Annotated in this window: 17 protein-coding genes; 8 read left to right on the top strand and 9 right to left on the bottom strand. The window is 59.0% G+C overall.

Translation table 11 applies throughout. The features are described from left to right. Positions 1-57: 57 nt before the first annotated feature. The 3 genes from LSG25_RS07870 to LSG25_RS07860 are packed head-to-tail and all read left to right on the top strand — an operon-like array spanning position 58 to position 2917. On the top strand, positions 58-888 hold the full coding sequence (locus LSG25_RS07870; protein ID WP_232744128.1) for a MaoC family dehydratase N-terminal domain-containing protein: 831 nt from the start codon (positions 58-60) through the stop codon (positions 886-888). After that, positions 885-2108, top strand: a complete 1224-nt coding sequence (locus LSG25_RS07865; RefSeq protein WP_232744127.1) for a CaiB/BaiF CoA-transferase family protein — start codon at positions 885-887, stop codon at positions 2106-2108. The genes LSG25_RS07870 and LSG25_RS07865 overlap by 4 nt, the downstream gene beginning before the upstream one ends. After that, the gene (locus LSG25_RS07860; RefSeq protein ID WP_232744126.1) at positions 2105-2917 is read left to right on the top strand and encodes a CoA ester lyase; all 813 of its coding nucleotides are present in this window, start codon (positions 2105-2107) and stop codon (positions 2915-2917) included. Before LSG25_RS07865 ends, LSG25_RS07860 begins: the two co-directional genes overlap by 4 nt. Positions 2918-3002: 85 nt before the next feature. Here the strand turns inward: LSG25_RS07860 and folK are convergent, their stop codons facing one another. The 4 genes from folK to hda are packed head-to-tail and all read right to left on the bottom strand — an operon-like array spanning position 3003 to position 6240. Beyond that, positions 3003-3485, bottom strand: a complete 483-nt coding sequence (gene folK, locus LSG25_RS07855; RefSeq protein ID WP_232744125.1) for a 2-amino-4-hydroxy-6-hydroxymethyldihydropteridine diphosphokinase — start codon at positions 3483-3485, stop codon at positions 3003-3005. Next, on the bottom strand, positions 3482-4831 hold the full coding sequence (gene pcnB / locus LSG25_RS07850) for a polynucleotide adenylyltransferase PcnB (protein WP_232744124.1): 1350 nt from the start codon (positions 4829-4831) through the stop codon (positions 3482-3484). Before pcnB ends, folK begins: the two co-directional genes overlap by 4 nt. 9 nt (positions 4832-4840) lie before the next feature. Next, on the bottom strand, positions 4841-5542 hold the full coding sequence (locus LSG25_RS07845; RefSeq protein WP_232744123.1) for an HAD family phosphatase: 702 nt from the start codon (positions 5540-5542) through the stop codon (positions 4841-4843). After that, positions 5539-6240, bottom strand: coding sequence for a DnaA regulatory inactivator Hda (gene hda, locus LSG25_RS07840; RefSeq protein ID WP_232744122.1), 702 nt, complete (start codon positions 6238-6240; stop codon positions 5539-5541). Before hda ends, LSG25_RS07845 begins: the two co-directional genes overlap by 4 nt. 342 nt (positions 6241-6582) lie before the next feature. Between hda and purM the strand changes: the two genes are divergently transcribed. After that, positions 6583-7632 carry a phosphoribosylformylglycinamidine cyclo-ligase gene (gene purM, locus LSG25_RS07835; RefSeq protein WP_232744121.1) on the top strand — a complete coding sequence of 350 codons (1050 nt, stop codon included), beginning with the start codon at positions 6583-6585 and terminating at the stop codon, positions 7630-7632. 30 nt (positions 7633-7662) lie between these two features. Here the strand turns inward: purM and miaA are convergent, their stop codons facing one another. Further along, the gene (miaA, locus tag LSG25_RS07830; RefSeq protein ID WP_232744120.1) at positions 7663-8598 is read right to left on the bottom strand and encodes a tRNA (adenosine(37)-N6)-dimethylallyltransferase MiaA; all 936 of its coding nucleotides are present in this window, start codon (positions 8596-8598) and stop codon (positions 7663-7665) included. After that, complete coding sequence (gene mutL / locus LSG25_RS07825) at positions 8595-10469, bottom strand: DNA mismatch repair endonuclease MutL (protein WP_232744119.1); 1875 nt, start codon at positions 10467-10469, stop codon at positions 8595-8597. The genes miaA and mutL overlap by 4 nt, the downstream gene beginning before the upstream one ends. Positions 10470-10633: 164 nt before the next feature. Between mutL and LSG25_RS07820 the strand changes: the two genes are divergently transcribed. Beyond that, positions 10634-11266 carry a VTT domain-containing protein gene (locus tag LSG25_RS07820; protein ID WP_232744610.1) on the top strand — a complete coding sequence of 211 codons (633 nt, stop codon included), beginning with the start codon at positions 10634-10636 and terminating at the stop codon, positions 11264-11266. Positions 11267-11459: 193 nt separating this feature from the next. Here LSG25_RS07820 and LSG25_RS07815 read toward each other — a convergent pair whose 3' ends face one another. From LSG25_RS07815 to LSG25_RS07805, 3 genes are read right to left on the bottom strand one after another with little or no spacing between them, the layout of a single operon-like run. Further along, the gene (locus LSG25_RS07815) at positions 11460-12821 is read right to left on the bottom strand and encodes an N-acetylmuramoyl-L-alanine amidase (protein WP_232744118.1); all 1362 of its coding nucleotides are present in this window, start codon (positions 12819-12821) and stop codon (positions 11460-11462) included. Further along, complete coding sequence (gene tsaE / locus LSG25_RS07810; RefSeq protein ID WP_232744117.1) at positions 12752-13306, bottom strand: tRNA (adenosine(37)-N6)-threonylcarbamoyltransferase complex ATPase subunit type 1 TsaE; 555 nt, start codon at positions 13304-13306, stop codon at positions 12752-12754. The genes LSG25_RS07815 and tsaE overlap by 70 nt, the downstream gene beginning before the upstream one ends. A 16-nt stretch (positions 13307-13322) precedes the next feature. After that, positions 13323-14219, bottom strand: a complete 897-nt coding sequence (locus tag LSG25_RS07805; protein WP_232744116.1) for an AEC family transporter — start codon at positions 14217-14219, stop codon at positions 13323-13325. 151 nt (positions 14220-14370) lie between these two features. Here LSG25_RS07805 and LSG25_RS07800 point away from each other — a divergent pair, with 151 nt between their 5' ends. The 3 genes from LSG25_RS07800 to LSG25_RS07790 all read left to right on the top strand — a co-directional run bounded on the left by LSG25_RS07800 (position 14371) and on the right by LSG25_RS07790 (position 16680). Next, positions 14371-15360 carry a tripartite tricarboxylate transporter substrate binding protein BugE gene (locus LSG25_RS07800; RefSeq protein WP_232744115.1) on the top strand — a complete coding sequence of 330 codons (990 nt, stop codon included), beginning with the start codon at positions 14371-14373 and terminating at the stop codon, positions 15358-15360. A 791-nt stretch (positions 15361-16151) separates the two neighbouring features. Then, positions 16152-16418 (top strand): BrnT family toxin, encoded by a 267-nt coding sequence (locus LSG25_RS07795; protein ID WP_232744114.1) that lies wholly within the window; start codon positions 16152-16154, stop codon positions 16416-16418. Beyond that, positions 16405-16680, top strand: coding sequence for a BrnA antitoxin family protein (locus LSG25_RS07790; protein ID WP_232744113.1), 276 nt, complete (start codon positions 16405-16407; stop codon positions 16678-16680). The genes LSG25_RS07795 and LSG25_RS07790 overlap by 14 nt, the downstream gene beginning before the upstream one ends. The last annotated feature ends 6 nt before the right edge of the window (positions 16681-16686 follow it).

Here is a 16686-nt window from a genome sequence, read left to right as displayed (position 1 = left end):
AGGCAAGCTACGGTTTATTCTTTCAAATTACCGGGCGCTGACAGCCCAGAGATCGCCATGACAGCTACAGACCCAGCCTCCTGGATCGGCCGAACGGAAACGTGTGCCGACCGTATCGATATCGGACACATCGAAAAAATTGCGTTGAGCCTCGATGCGGTGGCGCCCGCGCCAGGTGGCGAGCTGCCCTTGCTGTGGCATTGGGGGCTGTTCATCAAGGCCTATCCCTATGACCAGCTTGGCGACGACGGGCATCCCAGGCGCGGCGGCTTTCTTCCTCCGGCCGAAAACCGCAATCGCATGTGGGCGGGTGGTCGGCTCGAGTTTTTAAGCCCCCTGCGCGTCGGAATGGATGCAAGCCGTGTATCGACCATTGCCTCGGTCAAGGAAAAAGAGGGCCGTACAGGCAAACTGCTGTTCGTGACGGTCAAGCACGAGTATTTCCAGGACGGCCTGTTGCGTATCTCCGAGGAGCAGGACGTGGTGTACCGGGAGCCCAGCCCTCCCAGGCTGGCAGGCTCGGAATCCGCCCCCGCGGCGGAGTGGTCCGAAACCATAGTGCCAAGTTCCACAGTGCTGTTTCGCTATTCGGCGGTTACCTATAATGGCCACCGAATCCATTACGACGAGCCTTATGCGACCCAGGTCGAGGGCTATCCGGGCCTGGTGGTGCATGGCCCCATGATCGCTACGCTCATGTGCCGCGCATTCAGCCGGGCCAATCCCGGCAAGACCGTTGCGTCCCTGTCGTACCGCGGCCTGCGCCCGCTTATCGCGCCACGGCCATTTCAGGTGGCCGGTTCTTTTTCCGGAGCGGGAGTCGCGCGCCTTTGGGCCGAACAGGACGGTACACTGGCGCATCAGGCCGAGCTGAGGGTCAAGACATGAGTCACGACACAATACAGCCGCTTGCCGCCGATACGGCGGCTCCTCGGCCGCTTGACGGCATTACCGTCGTCAGCCTGGAGCATGCCATTGCGGCACCGTTCTGTACGCGGCAATTGGCCGATATGGGTGCCAGAGTCATCAAGATCGAACGGCCCGCCGTCGGAGATTTCGCGCGCGGCTATGACGAACGGGTCAAGGGCTTGTCCTCGCATTTCGTGTGGACCAACCGCTCCAAAGAAAGCCTGGCCCTCGATCTGAAGCAGCCCGCGGCGCAAGAGGTATTGTCGCGTTTGATGGCCAAGGCCGATGTGCTGGTGCAAAACCTGGCGCCGGGGGCGGCAGCCCGGATGGGTTTGTCGTTCGAAACCCTCCATGAGCAATACCCGCGCTTGATTGTTTGCGATATTTCGGGCTATGGCGAGGGTGGGCCTTACCAGGATAAAAAGGCCTACGATCTGCTCATCCAGAGTGAAAGCGGATTCTTATCGGTGACTGGTACTCCCGAGCAATCCGCCAAGGCGGGTTGTTCGATTTCGGACATTGCTGCCGGAATGTATGCCTACAGCAGCATCTTGTCGGCGCTGCTGCTGCGCCAGCGCACAGGCGAAGGCAGCCGTCTCGATGTGTCCATGCTGGAGAGCATGGTCGAGTGGATGGGTTTCCCCATGTACTATGCGTTCGATGGAGCCGCTGCGCCACGGCGGGCCGGCGCCGCCCACGCCACGATCTACCCCTATGGGCCCTTTCCGGTCGGCGATGGCTCGCAGGTTATGCTGGGTTTGCAGAATGAGCGCGAGTGGGACGCGTTTTGCAGGACCGTGCTGATTCAGCCCGAACTGGCGCGGGATGCGCGGTTTTCGTCCAATACGTTGCGGGTCGAGAATCGTGATGTTCTGGGAGGCCTGATTGCTGCGACATTTGCCTTGTTGACGCGCGATCAGGTGCTGGAGCGCCTGGATGCGGCGCAAATTGCCAATGCCAGCGTCAATACCATGAGTGACGTATGGAATCATCCCCAGTTGGCGGCGCGCGAGCGCTGGCGTGAAGTGGACAGTCCGGCGGGGCTCTTGCCGGCGTTGATCCCGCCGGCAGGCAGTTCGGCCTTTGCCGCCCGTATGGATAAAATCCCGGCGCTGGGGGAGCATTCCGCGGCCATCCTTGGCGATCTTGGCTATTCCGGCGCCGATGTAGCCAGGTTGGCGCGGGAAAAGGTGATTTGATGAATGTATTGATGCGTTCGGTTCTGTTTGTGCCGGCCACGCGGCCGGAGCGATTTTCCAAAGCCCTGGCGGCCGGCGCCGATGGGGTGATCATCGATCTCGAAGATGCTGTGGAACGGCAGCACAAAGACGCGGCGCGCCAGAATTTGGCGGCTTTTGTCCAGGCTCATCCCGATTCCGCTGTTTTTGTTCGGGTCAATGATGCGACTACGCCCTGGTTTGCCGACGACCTGGCAGTGTGCCGCCAGTTTTCCAGCATTGCCGGTGTCTTGCTGCCCAAAGCCGAATCGGCGGAACAGATCAGGCTGGTTCACGCAGGCGGCAAGCCGGTATGGCCCATCATCGAAAGCGCCAAAGGAGTGCTGGCCTTGGGCGCAATAGCGGCCCAGCCCGGCGTAAGCCGCTTGTCTTTTGGTAGCCTCGATTTGATGCTCGATCTGGGCGCGACCGCGGATTCGGATGGCGCCGGGCTGGTGCTGGAACAGATACGTTGCCAGATTTTGCTGCATAGCCGTGCCTGCGGACTGGCTGCGCCGCTCGACGGGGTCTATCCCGATTTTGCGAATCTGGCTGGCCTGGCGCAACAAGCCCGCCGGGTGCGGGACATGGGCTTTGGCGGCATGCTGTGCATACATCCGACGCAGATCGCCACGATTCATGCCGCGTTTGCATCAAGCCAGGCTGAAACCGAATGGGCCCGGCGTGTTATCGATATGGCGGAGTCGACCGGCTCTTCGGCCTTTCAACTGGATGGCAAAATGGTGGATTTACCGGTGATAGAATGGGCGCGAAAAATTCTGGGCAGTTAGCCATGGCGCCGAGCCCGCCTAGTAGATACCGTCTTGTAGGTCAATAGGCGACGTAGCGGCACCCCTTGTGGGTGCCCGATGCGGCTCAGGGCGCGGGCAGGCACTCTTCTATGGCCTGATCCGAGCAGGCTGCCAGCAGAGTGCGCAGCGAGCCTTGCGCCAGTTGTAATTGGGGGGCCAGGTCGCTGAGTGGTTTCAACACAAAAGCACGCTCGTGCATGCGCGGGTGTGGAACCTTTAAATCGGGCTCATCGATGGTTTGGCTTCCGTACAGCAATAAATCCAGATCCAGTGTACGCGGCGCGTTCCGGTAGGGGCGCAGGCGGCCGTATTCTTCTTCTATGCGCTGCAAGGCGGTAAGCAGCGCCGATGCGCTCAGGCTGGTCTGGATCGACGCAGCGGCGTTGATGTAGTCCGGCCCGCTGGAGTCCACGGGAGCCGTTCGGTACAGTTTCGACAGAACCAGTTGATGGATTCCATCGGTTTGCGCCAGGCTCTTTGCGGCTTGCAGCAAGGTGTTGCGGGCATCGCCCAGATTGGCGCCCAGACCTATATACGCCAGTGTCATGCCGGTGTGGTGCTGGCGCCCGGATTGCGGCGTGGGCGCCTGCGGCGTTTCGCCGGGTTTGCGGCAGCCTTGTTTTGCTGCATATAGGCCTCGATCATTTCGGCGCGTTCGCCATCGTCGGCATTGGCGAGATCCATCCACCACTGTGCCTGGACGCTGTCGACCTCGCGCGCTTCAGCGCGCAACTGCAGAAAATCGACTGCGGCCCGAAACCGGGGCTGTTCGATCAGGCGCCAAATGGTTTTCCCGTTGGCGCGTTCGAAGCGCGGCTGCATGAACCAGATTTCGCGCATATCCGACTGATAGCGCCGTTGAATGGCAAGTTTCCGGGTTTGTTCATCCATGACTGAATCCGCGGCTTCCATGAGCGCCTGGATGGAATGTTCTCCCTTGGCAACCGTGGCTTGCCAGCGCTTGTCCACGAGCTTCCAGAGCAGCGCGGCAAACAAAAAGCTGGGGCTGATGGTTTTGCCGGCCCGCACTCGGCCATCGGTGCGTTCCAGCGCCAACTCGACAAACTGTTCACCGCCCGTCTCTTCGAAGATAAGATCGATGAGCGGCAGCAGGCCCTGATGAAGCCCGACCGTACGCAACTGCCGCAGGCAGTCCATGGCGTGGCCACAGGTGAGCAACTTGAGCATTTCGTCGAACAGACGCGAAGCCGGCACATTTTCGATCAGATTTGCCAGCTTCTTGATGGGGGCTTGCGTGGCGGGATCTATCGTGGCGTTGAGCTTGGCGGCAAAGCGCATGGCACGCAGCATGCGTACCGGATCTTCGCGATAACGGGTTTCAGGATCGCCGATCATGCGCACGATGCGCTTTTTCAGGTCGCTGAACCCGTGATGGAAGTCGATGACTTCTTCTTTGATGGGATCGTAAAAAAGCGCATTGAAAGTGAAGTCGCGCCGTATGGCGTCTTCTTCGTGGGTGCCAAAGGTGTTGTCGCGCAGTATTCGCCCGAATTCGTCGGTTTCCTGTTCCACCGAAGCGGGGGCGCGAAATGTGGACGTTTCGATGATCTCCTGCCCGAAAACCACGTGGACCAGTTGAAAACGCCGGCCTATGATGCGCGCGCGCCGGAATAGCGGGCGAATCTGGTTGGGCGTGGCGTTGGTGGCCACATCGAAATCCTTGGGTTCCAGGCCTACGATCAGGTCGCGTACGGCGCCGCCCACGATGTAGGCGTCGAAGCCGTTTTCATGCAAAACCTCGCATACCTTGATGGCGTGGCGCGAGACATTGCGCCGATCGATGCCGTGTTTGTCTCGCGGCAGGCGTTCAGGCCCTCGCGCAGGCGCGGCAAACAATCGGCTGACAAAGTTTTTTATTGTTTCTGTAAGCATGTGGGTATTTTAGGACTTTGCGTCTTCCATGTGCTGGAAAAGCTCGAGAATTTGCCAGCCTCTGGCTTGCGCGATGTGTCGCAGGGCGGGGCTGGGGTTGGTGGCAATGGGGTGGCTGACCGCATCGAGCAAGGGAATGTCGTTTGGAGAGTCGCTATAGAAATACGATCTTTCAAAATCGTCCAGCGCCAGGCCCATGTCGGCCAGCCACGCCGCGACGCGCAGCACCTTGCCTTCCTTGAAACTGGGTATGCCGCTGATGCGTCCAGTGTAGTACCCATTGCAATATTCGGCGCAGGTGGCGATCAGATGCGGCACGCCGAACGCCCGGGCGATGGGGGCGGTAACGAATTGATTGGTTGCCGTGACGATTGCGCACAGGTCCCCTTGTGCCAAATGTTCTTGTACAAGGTCGAGTGCCGCGGGGAAAATATGGGGGCGGATGATCTCGGACATATAGTGTTCGTGCCATTCCGCCAGTTGGGCGCCGTTGGTGCGCGTCAGGAGGCCCAGCATGAATTCGGCGGCCTGTTCGGCAGTAAGATTGCCGGCGTTATAGCGTTGCATAAGGTCTTCGTTGCGGCGGCGCGCCTCGGCGGGATCGCCCGCCCGTCCGGTGCGGGCCAGAAAATCGGCCCATTGGTAATCGCTGTCCAAGGGCAGCAGCGTGTGGTCCAGGTCGAAGAGAGCCAGGCGTTTGACGGAGCTCATAAACTTGTTTCGGTCATAGTATGGGTCGCCAGCAGATCTCTCAGCAAAGGCAGGGTAATGGCGCGTTGTCTTTCGAGAGAGTAGCGATCCAGGGCATCAAGCAGTGCATTCAGTTTGCTCATGTCGCGTGCATAGTGCGTCAGCATCCAGTGAATGACTTCGGGTGCCAGTTGCAGGCCGCGTTCGCCCGCGCGGGTCTTGAGCGCCTCGGCACGGTCCTGGTCCGACAGCGCTTCAAGGCGAAAGACCAGGTCCCATCCAAGGCGGGTTCGCAGATCTTCCCGCAAGGGCAGTGCCAGCGGCGCCCGGTCGCCCGACAGCAGCAACGCAAAAGCCTGTTCGGTCGCGGCCACTTCGCGCCAGCGATTGTACAGGGCAAACAGGGCGGCCTGGGCCTCGGGGCTGAATTGTCCGATATCGTCGAGCGCAATGAGTTTGAGCGTGCAGGTTTCTTCCAGGGCAATGGCGTGCAGCGCATCGGCATCGTCGCGCGCCGTGAAATACCGTGCTTGCGGTGTTGTGCCCAATGCCCGCAGCAAATGGCTGCGGCCGACGCCGGGCGCGCCCCATAAATAAATGGCTCTTCCCGGCTGAAGGTGTTCGATCGCGTCGAGGGCGGCGCGATTATCGCCCACGACGAAATTGTCGAGAGTGGGCGGCGGAGCGGGCAGAAGATCAAGAATGAGTTGCTGGGTCATTGCGTGGTGTGAAACGGGCAGGGACGATACAGGTATACAGGCGCCGGACCACCGTAGGGAGTGCTGCGCTTATGGACGGCGTCATTGAATCAATATACCGGAAATGATTGCGGCTGCAATTCGCCCGTAGTCGCCGTCGAATTGTAACAAAGCTGCGGGAATTGCGGGTTTCCTGCATGGCCGGTGTTTGCTTTCTGCTGGAAACCCGGGAGCGGGTGATCGATTTCGCCGATAATATCGACGATGGCTTTTGCCGGTGCCGCGCAGTTGGCTCGATCATCGTAAAATTGGCCTTCGTATTTAATTCAACGTGCAATTCTTGCACATCCCACGGCATTTCTCATGACAAACAAACATTCAGCTTCATTGACTTACCGCGACGCAGGCGTCGATATCGACGCGGGCGATGCGCTGGTGGATCGCATCAAGCCATTGGCGGCTAAAACCATGCGTGCCGGCGTAATGGCCGGCATAGGTGGGTTTGGAGCGCTTTTCGAGGTCCCCAAGCACCTGAAAGAGCCTGTGCTGGTGTCGGGTACCGATGGGGTGGGCACCAAGCTGCGCCTGGCTTTCGAATGGAAGCGCCACGACACGGTAGGGATCGATCTGGTTGCCATGAGTGTCAACGATATCCTGGTGCAGGGCGCCGAGCCCCTGTTTTTCCTGGATTATTTCGCCTGCGGCAAATTGTCGGTCGATACAGCGGCCAGCGTGGTGGGTGGAATCGCCAAAGGATGCGAACTGGCCGGGTGTGCCCTGATAGGCGGGGAAACGGCGGAAATGCCGGGTATGTATCCGGAGGGAGAATACGATCTGGCCGGCTTTGCGGTCGGTGCCGTCGAGAAATCAAGAATCATCGACGGCAAGTCGATAGCGGTGGGCGATGTAGTGCTGGGCCTGGCTTCCAGCGGTGCGCATTCCAATGGGTTTTCGCTCTTGCGCAAGATCCTGACGCATGCGAATGCCAAGCCGAGCCAGGATTTCGGCGGGCGATCGCTTGAAGACGTGGTCATGGAGCCGACCCGCATCTACGTCAAGTCCGTGCTGGCGGCCTTGGCCGAACATGGCGAGGCGCTTAAAGGCTTGGCGCACATTACCGGCGGCGGCCTGCTGGACAACGTGCCGCGTATTTTGCAGCCTGGCCTGGCTGCGCAGTTGCATCGCGATGCCTGGCAAATGCCACAACTCTTTTCGTGGCTGCAGCAAAACGGCGGCGTGGCCGACGCCGAAATGCATCGCGTATTCAATTGCGGCATCGGCATGGTGATCGTGGTGTCGGCCGCCAAGGCGGATGCGCTTGCCGCAACGCTGGCCGCTCATGGCGAGCAGGTCAGCCGCCTGGGTGAAATCGTCGAGCAGGCGCCGGGTGCCGCGCAGACCGTGGTGTTGTAAGAGAAGCGCCGCTGCAAGAAGGCAGGGGCGTCAGGGCTCCCATATGCGCGCTATCGCCGCAAGCGCCAAGTCTGCCGCATTGGGGGCGAGGCAGTCGATGACATGGCGCTCGGGCTGAGCCCTCAACCAGGTAAGCTGCCGCTTGGCCAATTGCCGGGTTGCGGCGATAGCCTGTTCCACAGCCGATTCCAGATCGATCTTCCCGTCCAGATAATCCCAGAGTTGCCGGTATCCCACGCAACGCACCGAAGGCAGGCCTGTATGCAGGTCGGGCCGGCGGTGCAGCGCCTGAACTTCGTCGAGCAAGCCACGGCTGAGCATTTCCCGGTAGCGCAGGGCGATGCGTGCATGTAGCGCGAGCCGGTCGGAGGGTTCAAGGCTGATGGTCAGGTAATCGTAGGGGCTGTCGGACCGGCCGGATTCCGCGGCGAGCAGCGCTGACATGGTTTGGCCCGTGATCCGGTAGATTTCTATGGCGCGCTGTACGCGCTGGCTGTCGTTGGGTGCCAGCCGGGCGGCGGTGGCCGGGTCGAATTCGCCGAGCCGGGCGTGCAGTGCGGGCCATCCCGCCTGCCGTGCCTCGGCATCGATGGCGGCGCGGATATCCGCATCGGCCTCGGGCAAGTCATTCAGGCCCTCCCGCAAAGCCTTGTAGTACAGCATGGTGCCGCCGCACAGCAGGGGAATGCGGCCGCGCCGCAGGATTTCTTCAATCAGCTCAAGGGCATCGCGCCTGAACTCGGCGGCCGAATAGGTTTCGGCCGGATCGCGGATATCCAGCAAATGCTGCGGCACACGCTCTCGTTCGGCCTGTGAGGGCTTCGCGGTGCCGATGTCCATACCGCGATAAATCGTGGCCGAATCGACGTTGATGATTTCGACTGGCCAGCGCGCCGCCAGCGCCAGGGTGGTGGCGCTTTTGCCGGCCGCAGTGGGGCCCGCCAGGCAAATGACGGGGACGTTCATTGACCGCGCATGAAGAGTTTGTCGAGTTCACCCAGTTGCCATTGAACCCAGGTGGGCCGCCCGTGATTGCATTGATCGGCGCGTTCGGTCTGCTCCATTTTGCGCAGCAGGGCATTCATCTCTTCGATCGATAGGCGGCGATTGGCGCGCACCGAGCCATGGCAGGCCATGGTGGACAGCAGCTCGTTGCGTTGCTCGGTAAGGCGTGGCGAGCTGCCTACGTTGGCCAGGTCGCGAATCACGCCTCGCGCCAGGGATTCGATGTCGCCGTGCGCGAGCAGGGCGGGAACCGCCCGAACGGCCAGGGTGGTCGGGCCGGCGGGCCGAACCACGAGCCCCAGTTGGCTCAGGGTCGATTCATATTCTTCAAGCAGGCCTATTTCCTTTTCGGTGGCGTTGAACACTACCGGCACCAGCAGCTCTTGCCGGGGCAGTGTGTGCGTGTCCATGGCCTGTTTAAGCTGTTCGTAGACGACACGCTCGTGGGCGGCGTGCATATCGACCAGCACCAGCCCATGGCGGTTCTGGGCCAGAATGTAGATGCCGTGCAATTGGCCCAATGCCATGCCGAGGGGGAACTCGTCGTGCTCGGTGGCCATTTCGGGGCTCGAAGCGGTGCCTGCGGTTTCAGCCAGTGGCCGATAGAGAGCGTGCCAGCCTGTTCCGGGGTTTGCCGCGGCTTCATGCAGGTTCATGGAGGTTTGCCTCAAAGGGGGCATGTAGCCGGAAGGCCTGGTACCCCAGGCTCCGGGCGCCGGTGAAGTCGTTCCGGCCGGCGCTTGCGCGGCCGGACTTGCGCCCGGTGCATTGCCGCCGGACGTCGGGCGCTGCCAGTCGGTTTCCGTGTTGCCGGAGGCCCCGTTTGGGAGAACTGCGCTTTGCCCTCCGACCAGGGCGAGGGTCTGGCTCAGTGCCTGGGCGACAAAGCGGTGTATGGCGCCGCTGTCGCGAAAGCGCACTTCGTGTTTGGCTGGATGCACGTTCACGTCCACGGTAGCGGGGTCCAGCGTGAGGAACAATACATAAGCGGCCTGCCGGTCGCCGTGCAGGACATCGCTATAGGCCTGGCGAACGGCATGCGAGACAGTGCGGTCTTTGACGTAGCGCCCGTTCACATAAAGGTACTGCCGATCGGCACGGGCCCGGGCATAGGTGGGACGCGTAATCATTCCATGCAGTGCGATCAGGCCGTGTTCGATGCTTACATCGAGTCCCTGGTCAAAAAAATCGGTGCCCAGCACATCCCGGATGCGCTGCAATCTATTGGTGGCGCGCCAATGCCGTTGTGCCTTGTCGTTGTGGAACAGGCGAAAACTGATTTGGGGATGAGCCAGGGCGATGCGTTCCAGTGCGTCGACGCAGTGGCCGTATTCCGTGGCTTCGGCGCGCAGGAATTTTCGGCGGGCGGGCACTTCATCGAACAGTTGCCGTATTTCGACCGTGGTCCCCAACGGGCCTGAAGCGGGGACGGGCGCGTGTGCGCCATTTGGCAGTTGCCAGGCGTGATCGGCTTCGGCGGTACGCGAGGTAAGGGTCAGTTGCGCTACCGAGGCTATGGAGGCCAGGGCTTCACCACGAAAACCCATGGAGGCCACGGACTCGAGTTCAGCCAGGGTGTGGATTTTGCTGGTGGCGTGGCGCGTCAGCGCCAGGGCCAGTTCCGCATGGGGAATTCCCGATCCGTCGTCGGTGACGGCCACGCGGCGTATGCCGCCTCCCTCGAGACGTATATCGATCGCGCGGGCTCCGGCGTCGATTGCGTTTTCCAGGATTTCTTTCAGTACCGATGCCGGGCGCTCTATCACTTCGCCCGCGGCGATCTGGCTGATCAATAGATCGGGAAGCGTTGTTATGGCGCGGCGTTCAGGCATCAGGACTTCCATGTAAACAGAGCCAGGCGCTCCGTTGGTCAAAGAGGCCAGCCGTACTCGGCGGGACTCGCTGGAGCAATTTTAGCCTCTTCGACGCGGCGTTTGTCTTGCCTGCCAGGCGAGTGGGCTATATTGCGGTATTGCATTTATTTGGTAGCGTGGATATGCCTGATTTCCTGAACATGATTCTCCATATTGATCAATTCCTTGGAGCATGGGTAACCCAGTACGGCCCGTGGATTTACCTGGTCTTGTTTTTAATCATTTTTGGGGAAACCGGGCTGGTGGTTTTACCTTTTTTACCCGGTGATTCGCTGTTATTCATTGCCGGAGCCTTTGGCGCTTCGGGGCTGATCGATCCGGTTCTGCTGGCTGCCTTGCTGATGCTGGCCGCGGTGTTGGGCAATACGGTCAACTATGCCGTAGGCCGCTACATAGGACCGCGTGTATTTTCAAGCAATTTCAGATTCCTGGACCAGAATGCATTGATCAAGACTCATCAGTTTTACGAGAGGCATGGCGGGAAAACCATCGTCCTGTCGCGATTCCTGCCGGTGGTTCGCACATTCGCCCCCTTCGTGGCGGGCGTGGGCAGCATGAATTTCGTGCGTTTTCAGCTGTTCAATATTTCGGGCGCGGTGCTTTGGGTGGCGGGCCTGGTAACGCTGGGATACTTCTTTGGCAATGTGCCCATCATCAAGGAGCACTTGAATACCATTGTGATCATCGGTGTGGCGGCGGCGATTGTGCCTGTTGCCCTGGGCGCCTTGTGGAAGGTCTTCAAAAGAAAGGCTTAACCTGGCGTGGCGGCGGCATGGCAATGGCCGCCGTGAAGTTCCGAAAGCGCTCTGGCCGGGCTCATGTTTCAAGGTCGCGCCCTGGCCATGAAAACACCCCAGAAACCAGAACAACTGTCCGGTTTCTGGGGTGTTTTCATGAGGCGGGGGTTTTTAAGGTAATGTCTGTTTTTATGGTGTTGTGCCGCCGGATTCACGCTCTCCGGTTCAATGGCGGGTTGGAGGCAAAATAATCGTTGACGCCGCTGAGTATTGCGCGAGCGATACGATCCTGGTGTGCGGGACTACGCAATAGACGCTCCTCTTCGGGGTTGCTGATAAAAGCGGTTTCGACCAGTATCGATGGGATGTCGGGGGCTTTGAGTACCGCAAAGCCGGCGCGCTCCACGTGGTCCTTGTGCAGGCGGTTGAATTTCCCCAGCTCGGCCAGCACTCGATTGCCGACGTGCATGGCGTCGTTGATTTGCGCGCCTGTGGACAAATCGAGCAGCACCTGCGCGACTTGCTTGTTGTGCGACCCCAGGTTCACGCCGCCTATCAGGTCGGCATCGTTCTCACGTTGCGCCATCCAGCGCGCGGCGGCGCTGGTGGCGCCGTGCTGCGACAGGGCAAATACCGACGATCCGCGTGCGCTGGGTTTGATCCAGGCATCGGCATGGATGGAAATAAACAGATCGGCCTTGACGCGGCGTGATTTCTGCACACGAACATGCAGGGGGACAAAGTAGTCGTTGTCGCGCGTCAGGTAGGCCCGCATATTGGGCTGGGCATCGATCAGCGTTTTGAGGCGCCGCGCAATGCGCAGCACAATATCTTTTTCGTGCGTGCCCGCGCGTCCGGTGGCTCCCGGATCTTCCCCGCCATGCCCGGGGTCGAGCGCAATCAGAAGCGGGCGGTCATTGTCCGGCCGGCTGGCAATGGCGGGAGGCAGTGCGCCGGGTTTCTTTTTGGCCACTTCCGGCGGCAATTGCTGACCTTGAACCGACGGAATAGGGGCTTGGTCGGGCGAGTTTTGAGCCAGGTTTTCAAGCACCTCCGCCAGGGGGTCCTTATCGCCGCCGTTGTCCATGATGGCCATCAAGGGATCCTGGGCCACCTTGGGGTACAGGTCGAGGACCAGGCGGAACTTGTATTCACCCACGGGTTTGAGTGTAAAGACCTGGGGTGCGATAGCCTGCTTCAGGTCGAATACAAGGCGGATCACATCGGGACGGTTTTGAGCGACGCGTACCGAGGAAATATAGGGATCGTTGGGCCGTACCTTGGAAACCAGGTCGTTGATCGCGCGGCTCATCGACAAACCCTGTATATCGACCACCAGCCGATTGGGGTTTTCGAGCGTGAAATGCTCGGCCTTGAGCTCGGTGTCCATTTCCAGCGTGACACGGGTGTATTCGTCGGCGGGCCAGGTGCGTACGGCCAGGATGGTTCCCGCCATGGCCAGGCTTGGAATCACGGGCAGTACGAGCAGTGTGGCGGCGGTCGCTATGAGGCGGCGCCGGGATTGTCCTTTTTGGGAGATCCCGACGGGAGAAGGGCGAGTGTAGTCAGCCATAATTGTCCTCTGTTGCTATATGCGGTCAGACGGGCTGATCGGCCGATTTCTGCGTAGCCGAGGCTGATTTCAAGGTCGGGAGGAGGTAATAACGCGCCTGCTTGCTCTGGCCACTCGATCAACACTACAGCTTCTTTTTGCAAAATATCCCGAAACCCGGCGTCTATCCATTCGCGTGAATCTCTAAATCTATAGAAATCAAGATGATAGAAGTATAAGTTAAAAAGTTTATAGGTTTCAAGTAGCGCGTAGCTCGGACTCTTTATTCTGCCGGTGATTCCAGCCGCTTGTAACAGGGCTCGTGCGAAGCTGGTTTTGCCTGTGCCCAGGTCTCCTTGAAGATGGATGCGGCCGCCCCGATGCTCGGGCCCCAGCGTTTCATCTGTGCCGCACAACAGAGGTGCAAATCGCTTGGCCAGTGCTATTGTGGCTTCTTCATCTTCCAAATACAGTTCAACTGTACTGATTGCATGGTTATCGTGCACGATGGGTATGCCTGTTTCAAAGAGAGCCGATCATCAGCCAAAAGGGAATGGTCAAGGCCGACAGGAGGGTTCCCAGCGACATGATTCCGGCGACCAGTCGCCCGTTTCCGCCCATCCTGGCTGCCAAAACGTGCGCCGAAGAGGCTGTTGGAAGAGCACCAAATAACAACAGTATTTGTCGTTCCGCGGGAGGCATATGCAGCACCCAGCCAATAAAAATGGCCGCTATCGGCGTCAGCAGCAGGCGTACGGCGACCATCCAGCCGATCAGTTTCTCCTGGCCCCGGCCGCTGGACAGCGAAAGCGTAGCGCCGACACACATGAGCCCGACCGCAATCGCGCATGCGCCCAGTCTGCCCAGGGTGACGTCTATCGGCTTGGGAATGGGTACGCCCAGCATATTGGCCAGCAGCCCCAGGACGGTGGCAATGATGAATGGGTTGCGAAGAATTTCCTTGAATACCTTGCCGCCATTTTGCCGTGCCAGGGCATGGACCGCAGCCATATTGCTGAACGGCACGGCAATCCCGACGATGACCGCCATAGTGGTCTGGCCTGCTGCGCCGCCCAGGCCGCCCGCCAGCGAAAGCCCTATGAAGGTGTTGAAACGAAAGGCGCACTGCGTGGCCGACGCGTGCGCGACGGGATCGGGGCGCAGCAGCGGAACAGCAAGCCAGGCCATGGCTACGCCAAAGGCCATCACGCTTATCGTGGCCTGGAATAGCAGAGAGGCGCTGCCCAGGCTGAGGGGCGTCTGTGTGATGGAATGGAATAGCAAAGCTGGGAAAAGTACGAAGTAAACAAGCTTTTCGGCATTCTGGAAGAATTCACGCGAGAAATTCAGCTTGTGAAGCAGGGTCCAGCCCAGCGCAATAAGCAGGAAATCGGGCAGTACAAGCGGGATAACGGACATTGAAAGTGGCGTATCTGATGGGTTCTTAGGGTAATTGCGGCGTATCAATATGCATCAATGATGGTATCCTGCTGCCTTTGCTGCCGGGCGCAAGGCAAGAATTTTAACTGCTCGGCAGAATTATAAATATCTACCTTTAGGAGAGCGTTTAATGACTTTGTATTCCTCGAAATTCGCGGCTTTGGCTATCGTAGCCGGATGCGCCTCGGCATTTGCCGCCCCATCCGTCCATGCCGCTGGTTTCCCCGAACACTCCATACGAGTCATCGTGCCCTTTGCTCCCGGCGGCTCAACCGACATCGTCGCACGAATCGTGTCGCAACGCATGAGCCAGGTGCTGGGCCAACCCATGGTGGTAGAAAACAAGGGCGGCGCGGGCGGCGCAATTGGCGCGACCGAAGCCGCGCGTGCCAAACCCGACGGATACACGCTGTCGATCGCCACCGTGTCGACCATGGCGGTCAACCCTGCCTGCCGTCCCAAGGACCTTACCTACAATCCGCTTACCGACTTCCTGCCCGTCACCAATTTTGCCAATGTGCCGAACGTGATCGAAGTCAATCCGAAATTCCCGGCACAAAACTTCAAGGACTTTGTTGCCGTCCTGAAGAAGAACCCAGGCAAATATTCCTTCGGCAGCTCGGGTACATGCGGTGTTCTGCACCTGTTCGGCGAGGCCTTCAAGATGGCTACCGGTACTGACATCGTTCACGTTCCATACAAAGGTTCGGGCCCGGCTGTAACCGATGCCGTCGGCGGCCAGATCGAAATCCTGTTCGACAACATGCCTTCTTCCATGCCGCAAATCCAGGCAGGCCATTTGCGTGCCCTGGCCGTGGCGTGGCCTGAGCGCCTTACTGCGCTCAAAGATGTGCCGACATTGGCCGAATTGGGCTACCCCCAGTTGAATCAGCCAGCCTGGTACGGCTTGCTGGCTCCCAAGGGAACTCCGGTGGAAATCATCAATAAATTGCATGATGCCGCGGTCGTTGCCCTGAAAGACCCCAAAGTCATCGATGCTCTTGAAAAGCAGGGTGCAAAACCCTCGGGCAATACTCCCGCCGAGTTCGCCAAGGAAATCAAAGAGCAATACGATTGGGCCAAAGGTGTGGTCACCAAAGGCCATATCAGCATGAAGTAACACCTGTGCTGCCTGCGGGCCTTGCAAGATCCGGCGTTTTGGCGCCGATTTCGAGGTCCGGTTTTCAGGCTGCCGACAAGCCCCGCTGGTTTCTTGCCGCGGGGCTTGTTTTTGATGGTCTGTTTGGCACCAGCCCAAGACAGCATGCGCTTCTTGCTATACTTCCGCTTTGCATACGTCTCCATAGTTAAATGGATATAACTTTCCCCTCCTGAAATTTTGGGCACCTGGCAGCGAAAGGGCCAGCGTGAATGCGCTTAACGTCGGTGAACCCCCTGTGCAAACGAGGCAATACCGAGCGAAGCCTGCCATGCAGGAACGTGTAGAGACTCGACAGGCGCAACCTGCGGCCAAGGCCATGGTTAAGATAGAGTCCAGACCACAAACCAGACGGGCGATGAAAATCGTAGTGGTATGAAGGGAAGATTGCAGGTTCGATTCCTGCTGGAGACGCCAGATATCGGTATACAGACATCTGCAACCTTATACGAAACCCGCATACTTATTGGCATAGCGGGTTTTTTTTGTCTGTGAGTGTCTGCATGAATGGATAGTCAGTGGCGTTCGACTGGGGGGTACATTAGGGGTATCTGATGACATGCTTGTAGGAGGTACCCTCGCATGATGCTCAAAGACACTCGGTGTAGGTTTCGGCTAGTTCGGTTTCAGGCTAGTACCGTTTTGGCACACCTACCCCTATTCAGGGCGCCTGTGTCGATGATTTGATTGGCTTAATTGAGTAACTACGAAAATACCTTGCCTTATGTAGTTAGTGTAACTACAATAATCATATGGAAATCACATTCGATCCAGCCAAGGATATCGTAAACCGTGAAAAACACGGTGTATCGTTGACATTGGCGGCGAGATTTGAATGGGATGAGGCTGTAGTCTGGGAAGATGCACGGCGTCCTTACGGAGAGGCACGCCAGATTGCCCTGGGCTACATTGGTCAGCGCTTGCATTGTGTCGTGTTTGTTGACCGTGAAGAGCAGCGCCGAATTATCAGCCTGCGTAAGGCTAATAGTAGGGAGGTAAATATTTATGCCCAAGCTTAAACCTGGAACGATTGTTCCAACTCCTGAGGAAGATGCTGCGATCAACGCCGGCATCGCGGCTGACCCAGACACCTACGAACTGAGCTCGGCCGAAGTAAAGCAATTAAAGCGAGTCGGGCGCCCCCGTAGCGAATCGCCCAAGGTGGCGCTGACGGTGCGGTATGACGCGGATATTATCGAAGCATTCAAGTCTGGGGGCGAAGGGTGGCAGACACGGATGAATAGTGCGTTGCGGGATTGGCTGCGGACTCATCGGGTGTGAGTATCC

Source organism: Paralcaligenes sp. KSB-10, assembly GCF_021266465.1.
Classification (GTDB): domain Bacteria; phylum Pseudomonadota; class Gammaproteobacteria; order Burkholderiales; family Burkholderiaceae_B.
Note: the sequence above shows the minus strand (reverse complement) of the source record. Positions and strands in the feature narration are given on the sequence as shown.